Annotated in this window: 20 protein-coding genes; 17 read left to right on the top strand and 3 right to left on the bottom strand. The window is 38.6% G+C overall.

The window, feature by feature from the left end; genetic code table 11:
- Position 1: 1 nt before the first annotated feature.
- The 10 genes from walK (at position 2) to H5S39_RS00725 (ending at position 10,908) form a co-directional block, all read left to right on the top strand.
- Positions 2–1,867, top strand: coding sequence for a cell wall metabolism sensor histidine kinase WalK (walK, locus tag H5S39_RS00770; protein ID WP_182595183.1), 1,866 nt, complete (start codon positions 2–4; stop codon positions 1,865–1,867).
- Positions 1,845–3,143 carry a YycH family regulatory protein gene (locus tag H5S39_RS00765; RefSeq protein ID WP_182595182.1) on the top strand — a complete coding sequence of 433 codons (1,299 nt, stop codon included), beginning with the start codon at positions 1,845–1,847 and terminating at the stop codon, positions 3,141–3,143. The genes walK and H5S39_RS00765 overlap by 23 nt, the downstream gene beginning before the upstream one ends.
- A gap of 13 nt (positions 3,144–3,156) precedes the next feature.
- Positions 3,157–3,999, top strand: a complete 843-nt coding sequence (locus tag H5S39_RS00760) for a two-component system regulatory protein YycI (RefSeq protein ID WP_182595181.1) — start codon at positions 3,157–3,159, stop codon at positions 3,997–3,999.
- A 17-nt stretch (positions 4,000–4,016) separates the two neighbouring features.
- Positions 4,017–4,823 carry an MBL fold metallo-hydrolase gene (locus H5S39_RS00755; RefSeq protein WP_182595180.1) on the top strand — a complete coding sequence of 269 codons (807 nt, stop codon included), beginning with the start codon at positions 4,017–4,019 and terminating at the stop codon, positions 4,821–4,823.
- A gap of 107 nt (positions 4,824–4,930) precedes the next feature.
- On the top strand, positions 4,931–6,205 hold the full coding sequence (locus H5S39_RS00750; RefSeq protein ID WP_182595179.1) for a S1C family serine protease: 1,275 nt from the start codon (positions 4,931–4,933) through the stop codon (positions 6,203–6,205).
- A 100-nt stretch (positions 6,206–6,305) separates the two neighbouring features.
- A complete protein-coding gene (locus H5S39_RS00745; protein ID WP_375139104.1) occupies positions 6,306–6,803 on the top strand; it encodes a phosphatidylglycerophosphatase A family protein in 498 nt (165 codons plus the stop codon).
- A gap of 502 nt (positions 6,804–7,305) precedes the next feature.
- Positions 7,306–7,785, top strand: a complete 480-nt coding sequence (rlmH, locus tag H5S39_RS00740; protein WP_182595177.1) for a 23S rRNA (pseudouridine(1915)-N(3))-methyltransferase RlmH — start codon at positions 7,306–7,308, stop codon at positions 7,783–7,785.
- A gap of 89 nt (positions 7,786–7,874) precedes the next feature.
- Entirely contained in the window at positions 7,875–8,411 is a 537-nt protein-coding gene (locus tag H5S39_RS00735) for an NADPH-dependent FMN reductase (RefSeq protein WP_182595176.1), read from the top strand.
- 217 nt (positions 8,412–8,628) lie between these two features.
- The gene (locus tag H5S39_RS00730; RefSeq protein WP_182595175.1) at positions 8,629–9,801 is read left to right on the top strand and encodes an iron-containing alcohol dehydrogenase; all 1,173 of its coding nucleotides are present in this window, start codon (positions 8,629–8,631) and stop codon (positions 9,799–9,801) included.
- 243 nt (positions 9,802–10,044) lie between these two features.
- A complete protein-coding gene (locus H5S39_RS00725) occupies positions 10,045–10,908 on the top strand; it encodes a GRP family sugar transporter (protein ID WP_003665279.1) in 864 nt (287 codons plus the stop codon).
- Positions 10,909–11,022: 114 nt separating this feature from the next.
- Here H5S39_RS00725 and H5S39_RS00720 read toward each other — a convergent pair whose 3' ends face one another.
- Together H5S39_RS00720 and H5S39_RS00715 are read right to left on the bottom strand one after the other, a co-directional pair.
- Positions 11,023–11,799 carry a VOC family protein gene (locus tag H5S39_RS00720; RefSeq protein WP_182595174.1) on the bottom strand — a complete coding sequence of 259 codons (777 nt, stop codon included), beginning with the start codon at positions 11,797–11,799 and terminating at the stop codon, positions 11,023–11,025.
- A 2-nt stretch (positions 11,800–11,801) separates the two neighbouring features.
- Complete coding sequence (locus tag H5S39_RS00715; RefSeq protein ID WP_182595173.1) at positions 11,802–12,614, bottom strand: pyrroline-5-carboxylate reductase family protein; 813 nt, start codon at positions 12,612–12,614, stop codon at positions 11,802–11,804.
- A gap of 299 nt (positions 12,615–12,913) precedes the next feature.
- On the opposite strand from H5S39_RS00715, the gene H5S39_RS00710 reads away from it, so the two are divergent.
- The 5 genes from H5S39_RS00710 (at position 12,914) to H5S39_RS00690 (ending at position 17,826) form a co-directional block, all read left to right on the top strand.
- Positions 12,914–14,287, top strand: a complete 1,374-nt coding sequence (locus H5S39_RS00710; RefSeq protein ID WP_182595172.1) for an NAD-dependent succinate-semialdehyde dehydrogenase — start codon at positions 12,914–12,916, stop codon at positions 14,285–14,287.
- 157 nt (positions 14,288–14,444) lie between these two features.
- Positions 14,445–14,732, top strand: a complete 288-nt coding sequence (locus H5S39_RS00705; protein ID WP_182595171.1) for a hypothetical protein — start codon at positions 14,445–14,447, stop codon at positions 14,730–14,732.
- 86 nt (positions 14,733–14,818) lie between these two features.
- Complete coding sequence (locus H5S39_RS00700) at positions 14,819–15,901, top strand: efflux RND transporter periplasmic adaptor subunit (RefSeq protein ID WP_182595170.1); 1,083 nt, start codon at positions 14,819–14,821, stop codon at positions 15,899–15,901.
- 1 nt (position 15,902) lies between these two features.
- Positions 15,903–16,601: an ABC transporter ATP-binding protein gene (locus tag H5S39_RS00695; RefSeq protein WP_182595169.1), complete on the top strand. Its 699-nt coding sequence runs from the start codon at positions 15,903–15,905 to the stop codon at positions 16,599–16,601.
- Positions 16,588–17,826, top strand: a complete 1,239-nt coding sequence (locus H5S39_RS00690; RefSeq protein ID WP_182595168.1) for an ABC transporter permease — start codon at positions 16,588–16,590, stop codon at positions 17,824–17,826. Before H5S39_RS00695 ends, H5S39_RS00690 begins: the two co-directional genes overlap by 14 nt.
- 113 nt (positions 17,827–17,939) lie before the next feature.
- On the opposite strand, the gene H5S39_RS00685 is transcribed toward H5S39_RS00690, so the two are convergent.
- Entirely contained in the window at positions 17,940–19,250 is a 1,311-nt protein-coding gene (locus tag H5S39_RS00685; protein ID WP_182595167.1) for an Lreu_0056 family protein, read from the bottom strand.
- Positions 19,251–19,470: 220 nt separating this feature from the next.
- On the opposite strand from H5S39_RS00685, the gene H5S39_RS00680 reads away from it, so the two are divergent.
- Both H5S39_RS00680 and H5S39_RS00675 read left to right on the top strand, forming a co-directional pair.
- Complete coding sequence (locus tag H5S39_RS00680; RefSeq protein WP_182595263.1) at positions 19,471–20,109, top strand: RodZ family helix-turn-helix domain-containing protein; 639 nt, start codon at positions 19,471–19,473, stop codon at positions 20,107–20,109.
- A 129-nt stretch (positions 20,110–20,238) separates the two neighbouring features.
- Positions 20,239–21,633, top strand: a complete 1,395-nt coding sequence (locus H5S39_RS00675) for a L,D-transpeptidase family protein (RefSeq protein WP_182595166.1) — start codon at positions 20,239–20,241, stop codon at positions 21,631–21,633.
- Positions 21,634–21,776: the final 143 nt, after the last annotated feature.

Genomic DNA, 21,776 nt, shown 5'->3' with positions numbered 1-21,776 from the left:
TGTGAACAGCAAATTAAAATTTTATCAATCGATTCGGTTTAAAATCGCCTTGGTATTCGTGTTAATTTTGATGTTAACACTAGAATGCGTAGGGGCGGTTTTTGTGCGTCAATTGGAGCATCAAAACCTTAATACGTTTAAACAAACGATCGAATTACCATCCTACGTTGATAATTCATTGGCTGAACAATTAGCACGTTCTAATACTAAGAAGGCCAATAAACAGATTAACCAAATCCTTTCAGAGGTAAATAACAATAACATTTCGGAAATTCGTGTTGTTGATAGTAAAAGTGTAGTTCGTGGAACAAGCAATGCCGATAATCGAGGTGCTATTGGTCAAAAGACAACAGACCAAGCAATTAAAGCGACTTTATTGAATAATCGTTCGCATACGGAAAACCTGTATGATAACTCGAACCATACACGTTATTATATAAATGTTATTCCACTAGTTGATAATAGTAATAATAACGTTGTTGGAGCAGTATACCTACGTGCTAGTTTGGAAAGTGTATACTCAAATATCAACAATATTACACTTGTTTATTTATCAGCAGCAATGATCACAATTGTAATTAGCTTGGTCCTTGCAATAATTATTTCCCAGGAAATAACGCGACCAATTGAAGAAATGCGTAAACAGACCTTACGAATTGCTCGCGGAGATTATTCTGGTCAAGTAAAGGTATTGGGAAATGATGAGTTAGGGCAATTAGCAGGGGCCGTTAATAACCTATCAGTGCGGGTTGAGGAAGCTCAAGAGTCAAGTGATTCTGAACGGCGGCGACTTGATAGCGTCCTCTCACATATGTCTGATGGGGTCTTAGCGACTGATCGCCGGGGAAACGTTACGATTGTAAATAACATGGCGCTTCAATTGCTGGGAGTTGAAAACGAAGATGATTTAATTGGTAAATCAATCATCGACGTGTTGGATATTCGCCATGACTATACGGTTCGTCAATTAGTTAATGGTGAGCAGCGTGAACTGATAATTGATATGTCTAATTCAGGCAATAATTTAATATTAAATGCTTATTTTTCGCCAATTCAGCGTGAGTCAGGTTTTGTTAGTGGACTAGTTTGTGTTCTGCATGACGTAACTAGCCAGCAAAAAGAGGAACGGGAACGTAAACAATTTGTTTCAAACGTGTCACATGAATTACGGACACCGCTAACCAGTGTTAGGAGTTATGTAGATGCGTTAAGTGATGGTGCTTGGCAGGATAAGGAAATTGCTCCTAAATTCTTGAAGGTTGTTCAAGATGAAACTGACCGGATGATCCGAATGATTAATGATCTGTTGAGTCTATCACGGATGGATGCTGGAACAACCAAGCTTAATCTCGAATATGTAAATATTAATGAGTTATTTAATTACATTTTGGATCGCTTTGATATGATTATCAAAAAAGAGGAAGATCCTAAAAAGAAGAAATATACGATTGAGCGGTACTTTACTAAGAAAGACTTATGGGTAGAAATTGATACTGATAAGTTTACCCAAGTGATCGATAATATTATGAATAATGCGATTAAGTATTCGCCAGATGGGGGCGTTATTACTACACGTCTGCTTGAAACCCATAATCACGTTATTCTTAGTATTTCTGACCAGGGCCTTGGTATTCCGCGCAAAGACCTCGGTCGGATCTTTGACCGCTTTTTCCGTGTTGATAAGGCGCGGAGCAGGAAACAGGGAGGAACAGGCCTTGGATTAGCGATATCTAAAGAGGTTGTTAATATGCTTGGCGGACAAATCTGGGTTGATAGTGTAGAAGGCAAGGGATCGACTTTCTATATTTCCTTGCCATATGTACCTTATGAGGAGGAAGAATGGGATGATGAGGAAACTGAAAAGTAATTGGCAATCAATCGCCTTAACGATTGTCGTAATTATTAGTTTGTTCATTTCGTGGATTTTTTGGACGAATCCCTTTCCTTATGAAGGAGCACGACACGAAAATTATAATAGCAACCAATCACAACAATATACGCCACAGTCAATGGGTGATGTATACCTGCCAACAAAAGCAATTGAAACGACTAAGAATGGTAACCAAAATCAATTGCATAGTCCGAAAGCAAATTTAATTTTGAGTGTAAAAAAGGAATTACAACATTGGAAGCTTGGGCGGACAAATATTGTAAAGCAAAATAATAGTGATGTTTATTTGAGTTACTTACGCCGACGAAATTCATTAATGTTGACATATCCAGATGAGATCCCAAGTGCGGTCTTTGATGAAACTTTTTCCCAGTCAATTGACACGGATCGGGTTAATCAAATTAACCACATTGTTATCCCGCTAAATGGGCAACACGAAATCTATTTGCTTGGTGACCACCATTACAGTGTTTATCGTGTACGAGTGGAAAAAGGAAATTTTGGTAATATCCGTCGATTATTAACGTCAATGGAGAAGATTCCAGTTGACCATAAAATTATTAACGGGGTTGCAGTAATGATGTACCCACGGTCATTTGAGCTGCCGGAATTAGGTTATCAAGTTACGGCGCAAAATATTGATACGTTAAGTGCTAGTTTAATGAGTACTAATCAGCATACGACAATAACCGCAAATCGAAATGGGAATGAAACTACCTATACCGACGGGACTAATCGGCGCCTAATTTTTAATCGTCAAAACGGAACAATGAAGTATGAAAATTACTTAAGCAAAGACGATCGAGAATCGACAAGTCAGATTTTCCCTCATTTTTACAATAAGCTAACAGCAATTGGTATTCCGTTAGATAACCTTCGCTATGATGAGGTAAGTAATCATGGACGACAACTGAATTATCGTGCCTATGTAAATAGTTTTCCAATCTTTAACAGCAATGGTTATGGGGAAGTAACCCTAGAATCAAAAAATAATGGTAACGAGCAGTACTGGATGAGTCTTTACAGTTTACAAGTACCGTTGCCGATTAACCACCAAATGGTAAAACTACCATCAAGTACGGATGTTATCAATCAGCTCCATGCGACAAATCGGATGCGTGACATTAAAGATTTGCGTGTGGGTTATATTTGGAAAAATAGTAGTAATAGCAGCCATGTTGTTAAGTTGATACCGACATACTTTATTAAATACCATGGCCGATGGGTTGAATATACTGAATTAAATAAGTAAGGAGGGGTAGAGAATGAATTTTAAACGTATTCAATGGATCTTTATTCTTGCCTTCTTACTTTTTGATATCTTTGTTGGAAGTTCATTGATCCTTGAGACACGTTTTACTGTCTCAAATGGCCAGCCGAACCGTCAATCAACTGTGCTAAAAGAAATGCATAACGACTCTATTAGTTATGGTGATCTTTCCAATAAGCAACAAACTGGTTACTATGTTGCTGGAAAACGCTCAACGGATGGTGGAGTACTAGAACAAGAATCAGGAAGACTGCATAATCAAAACGCCCATTTTTCATCAGGTACACTGACAAGTGATTTCGATAAGCCAATCAAGCTTTCTAAGGATAACCCGTTGCACCGAGTAAATAGGTTGCTGAAAAACAAAAAGATGGTCGCTCTTGGCGATAACTATCGATATAATCGGGAATTATCTGATAAGAATAATATTGTGTATACGCAAATGTTAGAAGGAAAACCATTAATTTCAAATGATGGGCAAATACGTTTTCATGTAAATTCCGACCATGAGCTAACTGGGTACACGCAAACTTATTTACAGGATGTTGAAATATTACGGCAACGGTCTAATACAATTAGTCAGCAGCGGGCGGTAACATGGTTGTATAAGCATAATCAAATTCCTAATAATTCACGTATTCGTTGGGCTAGTTTAAGTTATGCTAAGTTATTGAATACAACTACCGATGATAAGGCGGTGTATGTTCCAACATGGGTTGTTGAAATTAAGACGAAAAATTCAGGAGCAATTCAACAACTAGAAGTTAATGCCTTTAATAGTACGGTAATGAAAGAAACACCAGATAGTGTAAATACCAACTCATTAAATAATAAATAATCAAGGAGGTACGTTAAGTGACAGAGAATGATCCACTGCGTTACAGTATACTTGCGAGCGGTAGTACGGGAAATGTAACCTATTTGGAAACGCGGAATCATCGCATATTGATTGATGCAGGTTTAAGCGGAAAACGAATTGAAAATTTAATGCAAAAGATTGATCGATCATTAAAGGATGTTGATGCAATTTTTGTTACGCATGAGCATAGTGATCATACTCATGGTGTTGGTGTCCTTGCACGGCGGTATGGAATGGACGTATATGCCAATGAAGGTACGTGGCAGGCAATGGCTAATAAAGTTGGTAAAATTCCGCTGGAGCAAAAGCATATTATCGCGCCAAATACAGTGAAAGATTTGGGAGACATGGAGGTTGAGAGTTTTGCAGTCTCACACGACGCCGCTCAGCCACAGTTTTATCAGGTTCATCATAATAACAAGACATTTTGTGTTTTAACTGATACCGGATATGTTTCAGATCGCGTAGAAGGAACTATTCGGGATGCTGATGCATATTTGATGGAATGTAACCATGATACTGAGATGCTACGGATGGGGCCTTATTCATGGCCACTCAAGCAACGAATTCTAGGGGATGAAGGTCACCTTTCCAATGAAGAAGGAGCAGATGCCTTGATGGGGGTCATTGGGCGTCGGACAAAAGAAATCTTTCTAGGACATCGTAGCCAACATAATAATATGCGATCATTGGCCCATTTAACGGTTGCAAGTATGATGGAGCAGCATGATTTTGGGGTAAATCATGACTTTGAGTTACGTGATGCTGAACCGGAAACGCCAAGTAAATTAATGACGTTATAATAAAAAGATTGAGATATCATGTTTTTTATCGACTTTATTCAATGATTTTTCATATTTAAATTGTAATTTGAAAGTAATAATTCTTTGACTTAGCGGAGGGTTGATTGATGAAAAAGATAAAAGAAGGGTTAAAAGACCGTTTATGGCTAGGTGTAGTTATCGTTGGGCTATTTGCTGGCCTAATTGGTGGTGGAATAGCACTAGGAATTAACAATATGGTGCAGCACCACGAAGAAGTGACAAGTACGAAGGTGCCAAGCGGTTCTAATAAATCTGGCGGAACTAAGGTTAATAAAAACAAGGCTGACTTGAATGGTGAAGCATCGCAAGCTTATAAATCAGTTCAGGGTGCGGTTGTTAGTGTTATTAATAAGCAAAAAGTACAACAATCAAACGGTACTTTAGGTATTTTTGGCTACGGTAATAACAGTGCTAATAGTAATAGCGACTCCTCAAGCGATAATAAATTAGAAACCGCTAGTGAAGGTTCAGGTGTTATCTATAAAAAGAGTGGCAACTCAGCATACGTTGTTACTAATAACCATGTGGTAAAAGGATCGAATGCTTTACAGGTAATTCTCAGCAATGGTAAGAAAGTCAATGCTGACCTTGTTGGAGCGGATGCAGCGACAGATTTAGCAGTATTGAAGATTAATGCGGGAAACGTAAAAACTGTTGCTTCATTTGGTAACTCAAACTCAATCGTTCCAGGACAAGATGTTTTAGCAATTGGTTCGCCAATGGGTAGTGAATATGCAAATACTGTTACTAAGGGGATTATTTCCGCCAAAAACAGGACATTAAAGGCTGGTACTGATGGTACATTGACATCAGTTATTCAGACAGATGCCGCAATTAATTCTGGTAACTCGGGTGGTCCGCTGATTAATATGGCTGGTCAGGTGATTGGTATCAACTCGATGAAACTTGCATCTGATACACAAGGGTCTTCGGTCGAAGGAATCGGTTTTGCTATCCCAAGTAATGAAGTAGTAACGATCATTAACCAATTAATTAAGAACGGTAAGATTAGTCGGCCATCGCTTGGTATTAGCATGGTTGATCTCAGTAATGTAACGTCTGACCAACAGCAATCTGTCTTAAAATTACCTACTAGCGTAAATAAAGGTGTGGTAATAATGGACGTTAATAGTGGATCAGTTGCAGACACGGCAGGATTAAAGAAGTATGATGTGATCACTAAACTTGGTGATGCTAAGATTACTGACGCTGGTTCGTTAAAGGCAGCCTTGTATAAGTACAAGGTTGGTGAAACTGCTAAGATAACTTATTATCGTGATGGACAGCAACATACTGCTACGCTTCACTTAACAAAGAGCGCTGATACGACAACTACTGATTCGCAACAAGATGATAACTAATAGAGCAGAAGTGGAAAGCCAAGTGGGTCTCTCTACTTCTGTTTCTTTATTAAAAGAGCGTTATAATATTAACTATAAGTTTAGAAGGATGGTGGGCCAAATGAACAATCCACGATTTAAGTATCCAGATACAAAGGCATACGAGTTTGTTGTGCACCGTTTAGAAGAACGCGGGGTTGCATTAGATGAACTATCTAAGATCGTATATGAAACACAAAAGAAATTTGAACCAGACTTAACGTTAGCGGCATGTCAGAAGTATCTAATTGATACAATGCATAAACGGGAGTTATTAAATAGTGCAATGGTAGCGCTGGAACTTGATCGATTGACGGAGGAAGATAAAGTTGCAGAGCCGTTAGCAAGTATTATTAAAAATGATGCAGGAGTGTTTGGGGTTGATGAAACACTTGCCTTGCAGATTGCTAATATCTATGGGACGATTGGAACGACCAATTTTGGCTATTTTGATCGTGTTAAAAGTGGGATTATCGCAAAGTTTGACCATGATAATGTTCATGTTAATACGTTTATTGATGATATTTTAGCGGCAATTGTAGCAGCGGTGTGTGGAAAGATTGCCCACCAATATGCTTGATATAAAAATCCGTGCAAGTAAGCGCGGATTTTTTTTAGGATACAAAATTTACGAATATTCGAAAGGCTAAAGGCAGTAACATTCGTCAGGTAACATAATGTTGCATTGTTACCACAGATCGTGTTGTAATTAGTTAGAAATACGTTAAAATAATACTGTGAAATCCCCTGTGGATAAGTCGGTGGAAAACTTTTGCTGAATTTAAGATAATTTTATAAAAGTTGATATAATAACGTTAACCATTGTTCAAAAGTTATCCACAGGTGAAGAACCGTAGTGTGGATAAGTGGAATTCTTGATGGATATATGCTCGGAACCCCTTGTGCGCCAATGACTTTCAAAAATGATAATGAACGATTGTTCCTGTAGATAACTGTGGATAAGTAAAAATTCAGAAAACGCTTTTTTAACAAAAAAGTTGCCGAACATTCGGTAAACGTTAAACAATTTAAAAATACCTGTGGATAACTCTGTGGATAAACTGTGGAAGGTAGTGGATATCTTGAATATAAAAATAATCGGTGTTGGTAAGTTAAAAGAAAAGTATTTTAAAGCTGGAATTGCTGAATATGCGAAGCGCTTAGGCCGCTATTGTAAGTTTGAAATTGTTGAAGTACCAGATGAAAAAGCGCCAGAATCGTTAAGCCAAGCTGAGATGGATGAAGTAATGGCAAAAGAGGGAGCGCGAATTCTTGATAAAATCAAAGATCGGGAATATGTGTATGCTTTAGCGATTAAAGGTAAGGAACGAACTTCAGAAGAATTTGCTAAAGAAATTAATAAACTAACGACGTATGGTCATAGTGATATTACTTTTGTCATTGGTGGCTCATTGGGGTTGAGTCCAGCAGTTCTTAAACGGGCAGATACACAAATTTCCTTTGGTCGGTTCACCCTCCCTCATCAGCTGATGCGCTTAGTTTTGAGCGAACAAATATACCGTGCATTTACGATTATTAATGGTTTGCCTTACCATAAGTAGTACAAATTAACTTATAGTAAAGTCCTTCATATGTTTTTTATTTTGTCGATAAAACGATTAAAATGAAGATATTATAGGAGGTCTTTCAAATGAAAAAAGTTGGAATTATTGTTGGAAGTGTTCGTCCTAATCGGCGGAGTAGCCAAGTAGCTAGTTGGTTAAAAATGCAGCTTAAAGAAAGTGCGCGAGTTCAATTTGATATCATCGATTTAAAGAAGATTGATTTACCAATGATGGATGAACCAAATATTCCTTATTTAGGAATGTATCTTCACGAAAAAACACGGAAATGGAGTAAGCTAATTCAAAGCTATGATGGCTTTATCTTTGTTTTTCCGCAATATAATTGGGGTTATCCAGCTGTGCTTAAGAATGCGATTGACTACCTAGGAAAGGAATGGCAGGGCAAACCTGTTAGTATGGTAACCTTTGGCGGACATGGCGGGTCTCAAGCACAAATTGCAATGAAGCTGGTTATTACTGGATTAAAAATGCGACCGCTATCAGTTAACATGCAAATTAATATGATGCCAGCTGATTCAACCGCCACTGCTGACCGAATTTTGAATACCTATAACCCACAAGCGATTCTGTTACGAATTGCATTTGATGAAGCTCTTAAATAGTTTGTGAGCGAATTAGCAATTTCTTGTGAAACAAAAAGATAATATTGTTCCAATTTGTGAAATTTATGACAAAGAACGTAAAATTGCGGTCAATCGCGCAATATTTTCGCTTAAAATTAGGTGAAAATTAACAAAAAATCAAAATGTTCCTATTGCAAAAGTCAAACGCTTGCATGATAATGGTAACGTATTCAAATGCCATGAGGAGGGTATTTTAATGAATAGACAATTTGATTTTTTAATGCCAAGTGTTAACTTCTTTGGCCCTGGTGTTATTGCCAAGATTGGTGATCGTGCAAAGATGCTCAATATGCACAAGCCATTAATTGTTACGACTGAAGGCTTATCAAAGATTGATAATGGCCCGGTTAAGCAAACTCTTGCTTCATTAGAAAAAGCAGGGGTAGATTACGCCGTATTTACTGGTGTAGAACCTAACCCAAAGATCCGTAATGTTAAGGCCGGTAAGAAGATGTACGAAGATGAAAACTGTGACTCAATTATCACTGTCGGTGGGGGTTCAGCCCATGACTGTGGTAAGGGTATCGGTATTATCTTGACTAATGGTGATGATATTTCCAAACTTGCCGGAATTGAAACCTTGGACAATCCTCTTCCACCACTTATGGCTGTTAATACTACAGCTGGTACTGGTTCAGAATTGACTCGTCACGCAGTTATCACTAATGAAGAAACTCACTTGAAGTTCGTTGTTGTTTCATGGCGGAACATTCCATTGGTATCATTCAACGATCCAATGTTAATGCTTGATATTCCACAAGATATTACTGCTGCTACTGGTTGTGATGCTTTTGTTCAAGCAATTGAACCATATGTTTCAGTTGACCACAACCCAATCACGGATAGTCAATGTAAGGAAGCTATTCAATTAATCCAAACTGCTTTACCAGAAGTAGTTGCTAATGGTCACAACATTGAAGCACGGACTAAGATGGTAGAAGCTGAAATGCTTGCCGGAATGGCCTTCAACAACGCTAACCTTGGCTATGTTCACGCAATGGCTCACCAACTTGGTGGTCAATATGATGCTCCTCACGGTGTTTGCTGTGCCTTGCTCTTGACCACTGTTGAAGAATATAACTTAATCGCATGTCCAGAACGGTTTGCTGAATTGGCTAAGGTAATGGGCTTTGACACTACTGGCCTTACTCTTTACGAAGCAGCACAAAAGTCAATTGACGGTATGCGTGAAATGTGCCGGCTTGTTGGTATTCCATCATCAATCAAGGAAATCGGTGCTAAGCCAGAAGACTTTGAAATGATGGCTAAGAATGCCCTCAAGGATGGTAATGCCTTCTCTAACCCACGTAAGGGTACTGTTGAAGATATTGTAAAGCTTTATCAAAAGGCTTACGATGGCATCTACTAATAATTAAATAAACACAAAGAGGCTGGAAATCAGCTCAGTCTCTTTACTGTTTTACGTATTAAACTGCCAGCCAACCTTACGGAGGTGGGACTATGAACTAGCCAAGCTAATTCTGTCCCCCTCTTTTTTTGTCTACTTTTAATTCTTAATATTTTGAATTTTTTTCACAAAGTTACTTGCAAGCGTATTCTTTTGAAACTATAATAAAAATTATTCTAAGAGAGAATAAGAGGAAAAGAGAAAATGATATATTTACTTGCTTTAATTCCAGCAATTGGTTGGGGTGCGATGCCATTAATTACTGGTAAAATTGGTGGTTCACCAGTTAATCAAATGTTTGGAATCGGTGCTGGAGCTTCAATTGTGGGAATTATTGCATATTTGATAACAAAACCAACCGTCAGTGTAACTGCTTTTTGGTTCTCGCTAGCGATCGGTTGTTTATGGACAATTGGACAGGTTGGTCAGTTCATCTCGTTTAAACATATGGGAGTTTCAAATACGATGCCCCTTTCTTCAGCATTTGTGTTAGTTATGACGTCGTTTGTCGGCATCTTTTTCTTTGATGAATGGCAAGGAGCCAGAGCATTAAGTATTGGGTTGACAGCGTGTGTAGTTGTAATTATTGGGGCTGTTTTAACCTCGATTTCGGACGGAACATCGGATAAAAAGGTTTCGACTAAGTGGGTATTATTTTTATTAGTAACAACAATTGGTTACTGTGCTTATTCGATTTTTCCTAAAATGCCACAGGTTGCTCATGAAAGTAGTCAGGGTATTTTCCTACCAGAAGTATTAGGAATTTTACTTGGTTCAGTAATTTATACTATTTGTTCGGGTAACGCTAAAGCATTTAAGCAAAAAGAACAATACTTAAATATTTTAGGAGGACTTTCATGGGGGATTGGTAACTTTGCCTATGTTTTTGTTGGTAAAGCTCTTGGAGTAGTGACTGCTTCAATTTTTGGTCAAATGAATGTTATTATTTCAACATTTGGTGGTATCCTACTTTTGCATGAAACCAAGACCAAGCGAGAAATGATATATACAGTAGTTGGAATTATCCTAATTGTAATTGGTAGTATTTTAACAGTAATTGCTAATTAATTATTGAAGATTTTAGGTAATATCAATAAATGAGAGAGGAAACGCGCAAAATCAGCTTTTTAACCGATTTTACGCGTTTTTTTAGTCTTATATTATTTCCCAGGTTATATTGTGCTATTTCTTATCAAGTAGATCAAACCTAATTTGTCCAAGTTGGAGTTTTTCAGGTTGCTTTGCGCCGTGAAAGATAAGTTTAAATAATCGGTTTTCAACCCCAGTGGTAAAAATGAGCTGTTTGTTACCGATATTAATTGTAAATTTATCGCCTTCTCTTACTACTTCTGCTTGTAAGAGTGCCGACCACTGTTTAGCTGCTTCCTCAGGATCGGTAACATTAAAGATTGCTTGTTTAACAAATAAGTCACCGGCTGGATGAAATTTGATTAATCCTTGTTTCTTCAGGTCTTCACGTCGCTTATCATCATCTTGGGACCATTGGATAAAGAATGGTGCTGGTAGGTGATTAGCTAACTCATCGTTAATATAGAAGATTTTCCATTGAATTAGTTTGCCCTCAGGATCAATTCGTTTACCTTCAGTAATGTCACCAACATCAAGTCCAAGTTCAATTAGTCGGCGGTGAGTTTCTTCGATATTAGTCGTACGAATGGCAATTGTCGTTATACGCTGAATACCGTCGAAGTAGTCTTCAACCGCATTATGAATCGCAGAATTATTTTGATAAGGGAATGCCTTTGCTTTTTCATTGTTAGCAACAGTTAGAAGTTCAATGTAATTAAGACCATAATAATCTAAAGCATTCTTTGTTCCCCAGTACTCATGGTTACCGCCGGGAGTAAAAGCAAGTCCTTTAGAATTAAAGTACTTGATTGCATCATCGAGATTAGTTACATCAACCATTGTGTGATCCCAGTTTAATGTTTCTACCATTATTAATCACCTGTATTCTCTTTGCCGAGTTCCTTTGTTCGTTTGACAGCAGCAAGTACGGCGTTTTCAATTCCAGCAGAAAATGAACTCTTGTCTAATTCGTGCTGGGCAGTAATTCCTACGCCACCTGCTGAGTTATTAATGTCGAGAAGCTCTGCTGGATGTTTACCGCTCTGTTCGACAAAAGCAGCAGCGGCTTTTAAATTTTCTAGCGCTAATTTGTTTGCTTGTTGTCGTGGCATTCCAGCAAGAACTCCGGCATTGGTAAAGCTAATTAAAAAGTTATAGATATAGTTTGGCCCAGCCACTCCATATCCAGTGAATACATCTAGTAAGGATTCATCAATGTAGTCAACCTTTCCAAAACTATTGAGAAATTCTTCAATAACGGTTTGGTTTGCACGGTCGTTTTTAACTACGCCACTGTATCCCATTGCTACATCGGTTAGGGTATTAGGGATGATCCGGGTAATTGCGAAAAGGTCATCAGATGAAGAGAGTTGATTAACAGTTACTCCAGCAACGATTGAAAGAACATCCTTTTGATAACGGTGGGCAACTAGCTCTTTCATGATTCCTTGCCAGTTATCCTGTGGGCGGACGCCAAGAATTACAATATCTGCCGTTGCGACTGCGGACCAATCAGGCTGCTGACTTGCTTGAAGATGGTAAGTCTCAGTCAAATAATTGACGCGATTAGCTGAGATATCAGTAACCCCTGTGCTTTCAGCTTTTATAATTCCCTTCTTTAAGGCGGCTCGCAGCATTGCTTCGACCATTTGACCGCCACCAAACGCATAAATTTTAATTGCCATTGAAAAACGTCCTTTCTACATGTATCTAAGTTAATCCTAACTTATTTCAGTATGAGACGCTAACCAAAAGACTTTTTGACAAAAATTTAAATTCACTAGTTGGTATAGCTGAAAATTATGAGCAATAGACAATTGCTTTAATAACTTTATTTTTAAGACGATTATTTATTTTATTGATAACTGATTGTTATGTAATGAACTATTCAATGAATTGTGTTTGAGAAATATTAAGGCAAATACCTTGAATTGGTCTACTATTTAGTTATAAAATGTAAGCGCTTAGTTAAGGAGGAAAAATCATGGCATACCAAACAATTAACCCATATACAAATGAAGTGGAGAAGACTTTTGAAAACACGACAGATGAAGAATTGGAGCAAACGTTAGCAAACGCGCACCAACGATACCTGGATTGGCGTAAGGATAATAACTTAGAAGAACGAAAAGAAATTATATTAAACCTTGGTCGCATTTTGCGTGAACACCGAAAGGAATACGCTACTATTATGACTAAGGACATGGGAAAGCTGATTAGTGAAGCAGAAGGAGAAGTTGATTTATGTGCTTCATTCTGTGATTACTATGTTGCCCATGCCGATGAATTTTTGGCACCAGATATTATTGCAACAACAAGCGGTCGCGCAAAAGTAATTAAGCAATCGCTTGGAACATTAGTTGCGGTTGAACCGTGGAACTTTCCGTTTTACCAGATTGCCCGGGTATTTATTCCTAACTTTATTGTTGGAAACCCAATGATCTTGAAGGACGCCTCTAATTGTCCGGCTTCAGCCCAAGCATTTGCAGATGCAGTTAAGGAAGCAGGTGCACCGGAAGGGAGTTTGACAAACCTCTTCTTGACATATGACCAAGTAAATAAGGCGATTGCTGATAAACGGGTTGCTGGCGTTTGCTTGACAGGTTCAGAACGTGGTGGTGCGACTGTTGCTAAAGAAGCTGGTGCAAACCTTAAGAAGAACACGATGGAACTAGGCGGTAACGATGCCTTTATCATTTTGGACGATGCAGATTGGGACCTAGTTGAAAAAGTGGCTCCAGCTGCGCGGCTATACAATGCGGGACAAGTATGTACCTCTTCCAAGCGGTTCATCGTATTAGAAAAAGACTATGACCGTTTCCTTGAAATGATGAAGGATGCCTTTTCAAAGGTTAAGATGGGTGATCCGTTAGACCCGTCAACTACTTTGGCTCCGTTATCATCAAAGAAGGCTAAGGATAAATTACAAGGACAGGTTGATTTAGCAGTCAAGAATGGTGCTAAAGTCTACTACGGTAATAAGCCGGTTGACCTTGCCGGACAATTCTTTATGCCAACAATTTTGACAGATATTACTCCAGATAATCCAATCTTTGATACTGAAATGTTTGGTCCAGTAGCCTCGGTTTACAAGGTTAAGGATGAAGAAGAAGCAATTGCGTTGGCTAATAATTCTAGTTACGGATTAGGAAACACCGTCTTTAGTAAGAATTATGATCATGCGGAACGAGTTGCTTCACAGATTGAAACAGGGATGAGCTGGATCAATGATGGTTGGGCTTCACTTCCAGAACTGCCATTTGGTGGTGTTAAGAATTCTGGTTACGGTCGCGAATTAAGTGGTTACGGAATTGAAGAGTTTATGAATAAGCATTTGATTTACGAAGCACGTCACTAAGATTAAACAGAAATGTCACTCCAAAAGCGGGGTGGCATTTTTTATTTCCCGGGAAATGGAGAATAAATTCTTAGAGAGTATGCACCAGGCAATATTGCGATAAAAGGAATATTTGATATAATTAGAAAAATTTAATATTTCTTAGGGGGGTGAAAGATTGAATAACAAGGGAAATAATATTTTGGGCTTTTTATTTGTTATCATAGCGATTGGCAGTTGGTTAAGCAGTGAGAATAGTATGGGGTGGATGTTTTTTGTAGTTGGGATAACTTACTTCTTAAGTAATCTTAAGGAAAAGTATTGGTATATTGAAGGAAGCTTCATAATATTAGTGGGAATCATCTTACTAGCATTCCACAAAGATTTGTGGTGGGTATCCTTGGCGTTGTGTGCTTTTGGGATCATTAATCTGCTTGGTAATAAATTGCCTAAAAATAATGAATAAATTTATTCTTGCAATTATATTTTACTACTTATATACTTAGCTGCATAAGTAACTAACTAGAAAATTACTATTGAAGGAGAAAAATTATGCCTCCAAAGAGAAACAACCGTCATCAATCACGAATACGACGATTATTTGCGACAAAAAAGCGCCGATGGGGAGTAGGAATCGGCGCGCTACTTGTGATCATTTTTATTATTACGGCGATTCAACACGCTAATAAAGAAAAAGATGCAGCGAAAACCAAGTATAACATTATGAAAGTGACGTCCCAGGCGGACTTCAATTTGACCGGGAAGATTGAGCCGGTTCAAACACAGACATTGACACTACCATCAGGCAAATTACAGGGCTTAAACGTTAAGAATGGGGATCACGTAACCCAAGGGGAAGCAATTTTAACGATGCATAATGATAATACGCAGGATAGTGTCGCTGAATTACAAGCTGATCTTGGTAAAAGCCAACGAACAATGAATACGCAGCAGCAAACGGTGAATAATCTCCGTCAACAGTTAAATGGGATGAACCGCGGTGATGAGGGTTATGCTGATTTACAAAATCAATTGAATGAGGCACAAAATGCATATGCTGATGCTCAAGCTAGTGTTAATTCAACTCAGCAGCGGCTTAATACTGCCTCAGGGAAGGTAAATCAGACCTTAACTGCGCCCTTTTCGGGATACGTAACTGTTGATCAATCAAAACAAAGCGAACCGGTAGTGACTTTATATTCTGATACTCTTCAATTTGTGGGGCAGGTATCGGAATATGATTACAGTAAATTACATCAAAGTACCAACTTAACGGTAAAAGCATTAGCAACGAACCGTCAAGCAAATACCCAGGTGAGCTACCTCGCAACAATTCCAACTAAGAGTACTGGAAATAATACCAAATATGAGGTTACTGCTAATGTAAACGCCAACAAGTTCATGGCAGGGCAAACAGCAAAGGCATCAGTCAAACAGGATGGTGTCCAGATTCCGAAGTCTGCTGTTCGCCATGGCAAAGTTTTTGTTGTCGGAGCGAATGATCGAGTACGAGAGACAGAGGTTAGCGGTCACGCGTTTAATAGTTCATATATTGTGACAGATGGTGTCGATGCAGGTGACCGAATTGTAACGAACCCTAATAGTAAACTTAAAGATAACGCGAAGGTTGATTAATATGATCACACTAAAAAATATCAATAAGTACTACCAGCAGGGTAATCATCGATTTCACGTTCTTCACGATATTAATATTGAAATTGACCAGGGCGAGTTAGTCGCAATTATTGGTGAGTCTGGATCTGGAAAGTCGACACTTATCAATATCATTGGTTTTCTTGATGATGATTTTGAAGGAACATATTTTTATCAAGATCAGCCAATTCATGACTATACTCGTAAGCAATTTTCAACTTTGCGAAACAGGAATGTTGGTTTTGTCTTCCAAAATTTTAAACTTCTCCGCGAATCAACCGTTGCAGATAATGTTGCCTTGCCGTTGCTATACGCAGGAAAGCGACGCAAAGAAATTAGTAGTCGAGTATCTGAAGTTCTTAAGCAGGTTGGTTTAGCAGGCTATGAGAACCAACTCCCTAAGAATATGTCTGGTGGGCAACAACAACGAGTATCTATTGCCCGGGCAATATCAACACATCCCAAATTTTTAATTGCGGATGAGCCAACCGGTGCTTTAGATACAGAAACAAGTCAGGAAATTATGAACCTCTTTAAGCATCTTAATAAGCAAGAGGGGACGACAATTATCATGGTTACCCACGATCCTCACGTAGCTGAACAATGTGAGCGAGTCATTAAAATTATCGATGGACGGGTAGTAAGTGATAGTAAGGATGGTGAACTGCATGCAACTGATTGAATTATTTAAGTCGGCCATTCAATCATTAAAGGCAAATAAAAAGCGAAGTTTCCTTACGATTATCGGTATCATGATTGGGATTGCGGCCGTAATTGCGATCCTTGGTATTGGGGATGGAATTACCAAGACAATGTATGATAAGTTTGGTAATAACGCTAAGCAAGGTCAGCAAACAACTGAAATCGCCTATGATCCAGATAACATTAATTCAGCGGTCTATGGGTTCACTCAAGAGCAGGTTGATGATATCAATACCCAGTTCGGCGGTGAAGTAAAGAAAGTTGAAATTGAACAAGAGACTGATAATTTGTCAACGCAGGCAGATGTTGGTGATACAACGACTAAGGTAAGCTTGAGTTTACTAAAAAAGCCAACACATGCAATTAAGTTAATTGCTGGAAAAAACTTTACTAAGCAAGACCTTGCAACGGGGCAAGCAAATGCGTTAATGAGTGAGTCGATGGCAAAAAAGCAATATGGAACTGCTCAAAACGCTCTTGGGACAACAGTAACAGTCAATAATGTCACCTATAAAGTTACGGGAGTGTACAAAACGCAGGCTCAGTTTACCGCTGATGGTGATCAAAATTCATACGGGGTAAATCTGCTTTTACCTAAGGCCCTATATTACCAAGAAAATAGTGTAAAAGAGGGCGATACGCTGAAATTGACGTTTAGTCAGGGCGCTAATGCTAGTGCGATTTCACGTAAAGTTGCTAAGTACCTAAAGAAAAATAGTCCGGCAGCGACACAAGGAACTTATCAGTATCTTGATATGGAAAAAGCCTTAAAACAATTCTCATCACAAATGAGTATTATCACGACTTTCATTAGTTTTATCGCGGCAATCTCGTTATTCATTGCTGGTATCGGGGTAATGAATATGATGTATATTTCGGTTTCAGAACGAACGCAAGAAATTGGAATTCGACTGGCAGTGGGAGCAACACCCTTTAACATCATGATGCAGTTCCTCGTTGAAGCGGTAATTTTAACGCTAACGGGTGGATTACTAGGCTTCCTTGGCGGTGCAGGCCTTGCGCACTTACTAGCACCGCTGTTATCGAATGCAATTGGTGGTGGCAGCGGAATTCATATCCATGCTCATGTTTCACTGAACGCGTTCTTATTAGCATTTGGGACATCGGCAGCAGTTGGATTAATTTTTGGAATTTTGCCTGCTCGCCAGGCAGCAAATAAAAATTTAATCGATATTTTAAGATAAATAATAAATAAGCTGGGAATTAACCAGGCTCTATAAGTTTGGATACTATTAGTAATAGGTTGAGGCCGAGAAAAAACATTTTGTTTTTTCTCGGCCTCGCTATTTCTTATCCCTTATTTCTTTAACGATTGGGCAGTAGTATTAATCAAATTTTGTTGGCTACTGGTAGCATAGAACTCGTTGATTAATGAACTAATTTCGTAAGTATTCTTATTAGTTGTTCGGTCGCTGTCATTCAGTGTCCATACTGTAACAGTCTTCTTTCCTTGATTTACCCGGAAGAGGAGGGTGCTATCGGTAGTTCCCTCACCAAGGATAAAACGAGAGTGATTCTTGTTCATTGTTAATTGTAATCCTTGGTCGCTACCGAGACGGTCGGCACCGTACGCCTTGGCATAAACTAATGCAGCAATCTTGTAGTAAGAAAGAGTTTGCTTACCTTGAGATGAAGGAACGGTGATCTTTTGACTGGCTTTTTTAACGACTTGTTGTGCTTCATTGGCAGTAGGACGGGCACTTGTAATTGCCGGATCAGCTGTTGATGTCTTGTTGGCTGAACTAGTCTGAGTTGATTGGCTTGTTGCTGAAGTGGAGCTAGCACTAGCCTGGCTTTGTGTACTACTGTTACTTGATTGGGAATTCGAACTAGCTTGACCATCTGGATTGAAGCCAAGAGAGCTCAATGAAACAGTGGAAGTAGTGTACTGTTGTTTGGCAGCGGGGGTGTTAGCGTTGGAGACAGGACGCCAAACGGTCATTGTCTTGCCGTCGCTATTAATCTTGTAGTAGATGGTGTTATTGAAGCCCCCACGACCAATACCCATTCGTCCATTACTATCCTTGAAGACATCTAGGTTTGGGTTTTGGTAGGCAGTGCCATAGTAGCGGTTATATAGTTTTAGACCGAGATCGTCAATTACTTGACCGTCTTGTAATAATTGCTGCCGGTTACGAGTTGTTCCATTATTGTTGCCATTGGTTGGGGTTGCAGATGGGTTACTCTTGATTGCGGAAACAGCGTGATTGATTGTTGATTTTTGAGCGCTTGTTTGATTTTCAGATTTTTGCAGACTAGCGATTGAAACAGTCTTCTTTGTATAGCCTTGCTTGTATGTTGGGGTATTCTGGTCACCTTTAATTTGCCAGATAGTAACAGTACCGTCATTGTTAATCTTAAAGAATGCTGTGCTGTCAGCAGTTCCTTGACCAATTCCATAACGACCATTACTATCTTTGAAAACGCTGATATTATGCGCGTCATTAACGTAATCTTGTCCGTAAGCATTAGCGTAAATTAGTGAACCGACTTCATTAACATCATTAGTATTATTGTTACTTCTTTGGGCCGCATTAGCGTTTGCTTCGGCGAGTGATAAGCCGGCAATAACGGCAAGTGCAGTGCTAAATAGTTTAACTTTTCTCATGTTAAACCCCTCCAAAAATTTAATCATCGTCATTATACGCTCAATTTTTATGATGAAAACGCTTCTTTACTATTTCTTTACTTTTTAGTAAAATATGAGCGGTTTATTAACGAATTCTGCAAAAAACGCTACGAATAATGCATAATGAACCATCTTTAGTAAATATTTGTATACTAAAAAGATAGATATAAAGCAGAAGACAGAAGTGAAGGGATCAAATATGAAAAACAAGGGAAAAGTAACTATTATTTCACTACTCGTTGTAATTATTCTTGTATGCGGTGGCTACATGCTAATGCGGCCGTCATCGTCTGCAAAGAAAGTAGCTGAGGATAAACCGGTTAAGACAGAAACGGTTAGCAGTTCGGCAAAAAAGCACCATCGAGATGTAAAAAAGGACAGTTCATCTGATGAATCAGCAACAACTGATGATAGTTCTGTTGCAGATGAGAGTAGTACTGCTGATACAAACGCCAACGTAAGTGAAAATACACCAACACAAAATAATAACGCGCCTGCTCAACAGGTAACGGCAAATAATAGTCAGGTTACAAATAATAATATTCAGCCAAGTCATCGCCAAAATACACGGACCGCTACGGTAAGAGCGAATAATCAGCGGGCAGTTCGTCACAGTAACGCTAGTCGGACAACGAATGCGCAACAGGCTGTAACTGTAGCTGATGGGATGAACTTTAGTTACCGTGCTGCTCAAAAGGCGGGGATGATTGATAGTAATACCACGGCTGAAGAATTCTATAAGAATGCTAAGGAAGGTAATAATTCGGTAACCTATAACGGTCAAACTATCCACTACGCAAAGGTGAATGGCACTAACAATTATCGTGTTACTAAGTAATTTTGCGCGTCGCGTTCTATAAATAATAAAATAATGTTATCACTAGTTTAATATCGAAACCCCTACTGCTATAATACGTAGTGCGTAGGGTGTTTCGATGTTTAAATAATCAAGTTGGAGTACTAATTTATGAAGGAATTGACTATTAAGCAACTGATAATGATTATGTGTGGTTTATTAGTGCTAGTAATATTATTCATGACAATTCATCAGCAAAATCATTTTAATAAAAATACTCGAATTAATGAAGTTGCGGTTGGTGGATTAACTGCTAAGCAAGCATTGGCTAAGCTACAAAGGAATCCACAAACGACTAAAGTTTACGTAAATGACGATTTAGTTTATTCTTCAGAAAAACCGATTGCTAGATTTAGTGGTGCGGATAGTCAGAAAGTAGCGACTGCGTTACATGATCAATATACGTTTTTCCCATCAAATAAGAAGAGAAATATTTTGATTAAGCCACATAACTTTGATAGTAATCAGTTACCATTAGCAAAACAAGCAGTTGCTCAAAAAGTAACTGATTTGAATAATGGACGCAAAGCGCCAGTTGATGCTTATGCCGTATATGAGAATGGCAAAGTGGATATAAAACCGGCAGTTGGTGGTACTCAGTACAGCTTGGATGGCCTGGATAGTGAGTTAGATAAAGATATTGTCAACGGGACGGTTAAATTAACTCCAGAGTATAAGTCTCCGCTATCTGCTAATAGTAAGACGGTACAAAATGAAAAGAAAAATTTAGATAAGTTAGCTACTAAAAAGGTAATTTATCAAGTTCAAAACAAAAAATATACGTATTCATGTGCTGATATTATTAGTCGTGCAACGTACCAAAATGGCAAATATCATTTTGATACATCTGCAGCTGATTCTAAGGTTGATGAAATCAATAATAAGCAGGCAACTCTTGGTAAATCCTTTGAGTTTAAAACCCATGATGGGTCGGTGATTAAGACAACAGATGCAGGCTCATATGGATGGAAGATTAGTAAAAAGCAAGCTGGCAAAACCCTTGCTAATGCACTGGTTGATAATAAGAAGACGGTAAATGCAAAAAGTGACATATACGGTAAAGGCTACAACCAGCATGGAACAGGATATGATATCACGTCTAATAACGGGATTGGTGATACATATGCTGAAGTTTCGATAGCTGATCAACATGCATGGTTTTATAAAGATGGTAAATGTGTTCTTAGTACTGACATTGTTAGTGGAACAAATAATAAAGACAATGAAACGCCTAAGGGTGTTTGGTATATCATGTATCAACAGACACCGTCTGTTCTTCGAGGGTTAAATGATGATGGCTCAAAATATGCCAGCAAGGTACAGTACTGGTCACCGTTTACCGATAGTGGGTGTGGTTTTCACGATGCAAGCTGGCGACATGACTGGTCGAAGCATGCATATATGGCTAAAGGTGGCGGATCACATGGATGTATCAACATGCATCCAGACGTTGCTGGAGAAGCATTCCATGATTTACAGAAAAATGAACCTGTAATTATCTACTAAAGGAGAATTTATTCATGCGTCCAAGTGCTGAACGCGCAATATTAATTGCGGTAATTTGTTTTGTAATAACAATTATTCTTTCTTTTGCTTTATCTCAGGGGTTTGTAAAATAGGGGTATTTTAATGAACTTAGAAACGAAGAA

It is taken from the genome of Limosilactobacillus rudii (assembly GCF_014145455.1).
In the GTDB taxonomy this organism is placed as follows: Bacteria; Bacillota; Bacilli; order Lactobacillales; family Lactobacillaceae; genus Limosilactobacillus; species Limosilactobacillus rudii.
This window is presented reverse-complemented; position numbering and strand designations above follow the sequence as displayed.

Bases quoted from the DNA above. Each gene is read 5' to 3' on its own strand.
- H5S39_RS00765 (WP_182595182.1), top strand. From the start codon at position 1,845: ATGATGAGGAAACTGAAAAGTAATTGGCAATCAATCGCCTTAACGATT.
- H5S39_RS00760 (WP_182595181.1), top strand. From the start codon at position 3,157: ATGAATTTTAAACGTATTCAATGGATCTTTATTCTTGCCTTCTTACTT.
- H5S39_RS00750 (WP_182595179.1), top strand. From the start codon at position 4,931: ATGAAAAAGATAAAAGAAGGGTTAAAAGACCGTTTATGGCTAGGTGTA.
- H5S39_RS00745 (WP_375139104.1), top strand. From the start codon at position 6,306: ATGAACAATCCACGATTTAAGTATCCAGATACAAAGGCATACGAGTTT.
- H5S39_RS00735 (WP_182595176.1), top strand. From the start codon at position 7,875: ATGAAAAAAGTTGGAATTATTGTTGGAAGTGTTCGTCCTAATCGGCGG.
- H5S39_RS00730 (WP_182595175.1), top strand. From the start codon at position 8,629: ATGAATAGACAATTTGATTTTTTAATGCCAAGTGTTAACTTCTTTGGC.
- H5S39_RS00725 (WP_003665279.1), top strand. From the start codon at position 10,045: ATGATATATTTACTTGCTTTAATTCCAGCAATTGGTTGGGGTGCGATG.
- H5S39_RS00720 (WP_182595174.1), bottom strand. From the start codon at position 11,799: ATGGTAGAAACATTAAACTGGGATCACACAATGGTTGATGTAACTAAT.
- H5S39_RS00715 (WP_182595173.1), bottom strand. From the start codon at position 12,614: ATGGCAATTAAAATTTATGCGTTTGGTGGCGGTCAAATGGTCGAAGCA.
- H5S39_RS00710 (WP_182595172.1), top strand. From the start codon at position 12,914: ATGGCATACCAAACAATTAACCCATATACAAATGAAGTGGAGAAGACT.
- H5S39_RS00700 (WP_182595170.1), top strand. From the start codon at position 14,819: ATGCCTCCAAAGAGAAACAACCGTCATCAATCACGAATACGACGATTA.
- H5S39_RS00695 (WP_182595169.1), top strand. From the start codon at position 15,903: ATGATCACACTAAAAAATATCAATAAGTACTACCAGCAGGGTAATCAT.
- H5S39_RS00690 (WP_182595168.1), top strand. From the start codon at position 16,588: ATGCAACTGATTGAATTATTTAAGTCGGCCATTCAATCATTAAAGGCA.
- H5S39_RS00685 (WP_182595167.1), bottom strand. From the start codon at position 19,250: ATGAGAAAAGTTAAACTATTTAGCACTGCACTTGCCGTTATTGCCGGC.
- H5S39_RS00680 (WP_182595263.1), top strand. From the start codon at position 19,471: ATGAAAAACAAGGGAAAAGTAACTATTATTTCACTACTCGTTGTAATT.
- H5S39_RS00675 (WP_182595166.1), top strand. From the start codon at position 20,239: ATGAAGGAATTGACTATTAAGCAACTGATAATGATTATGTGTGGTTTA.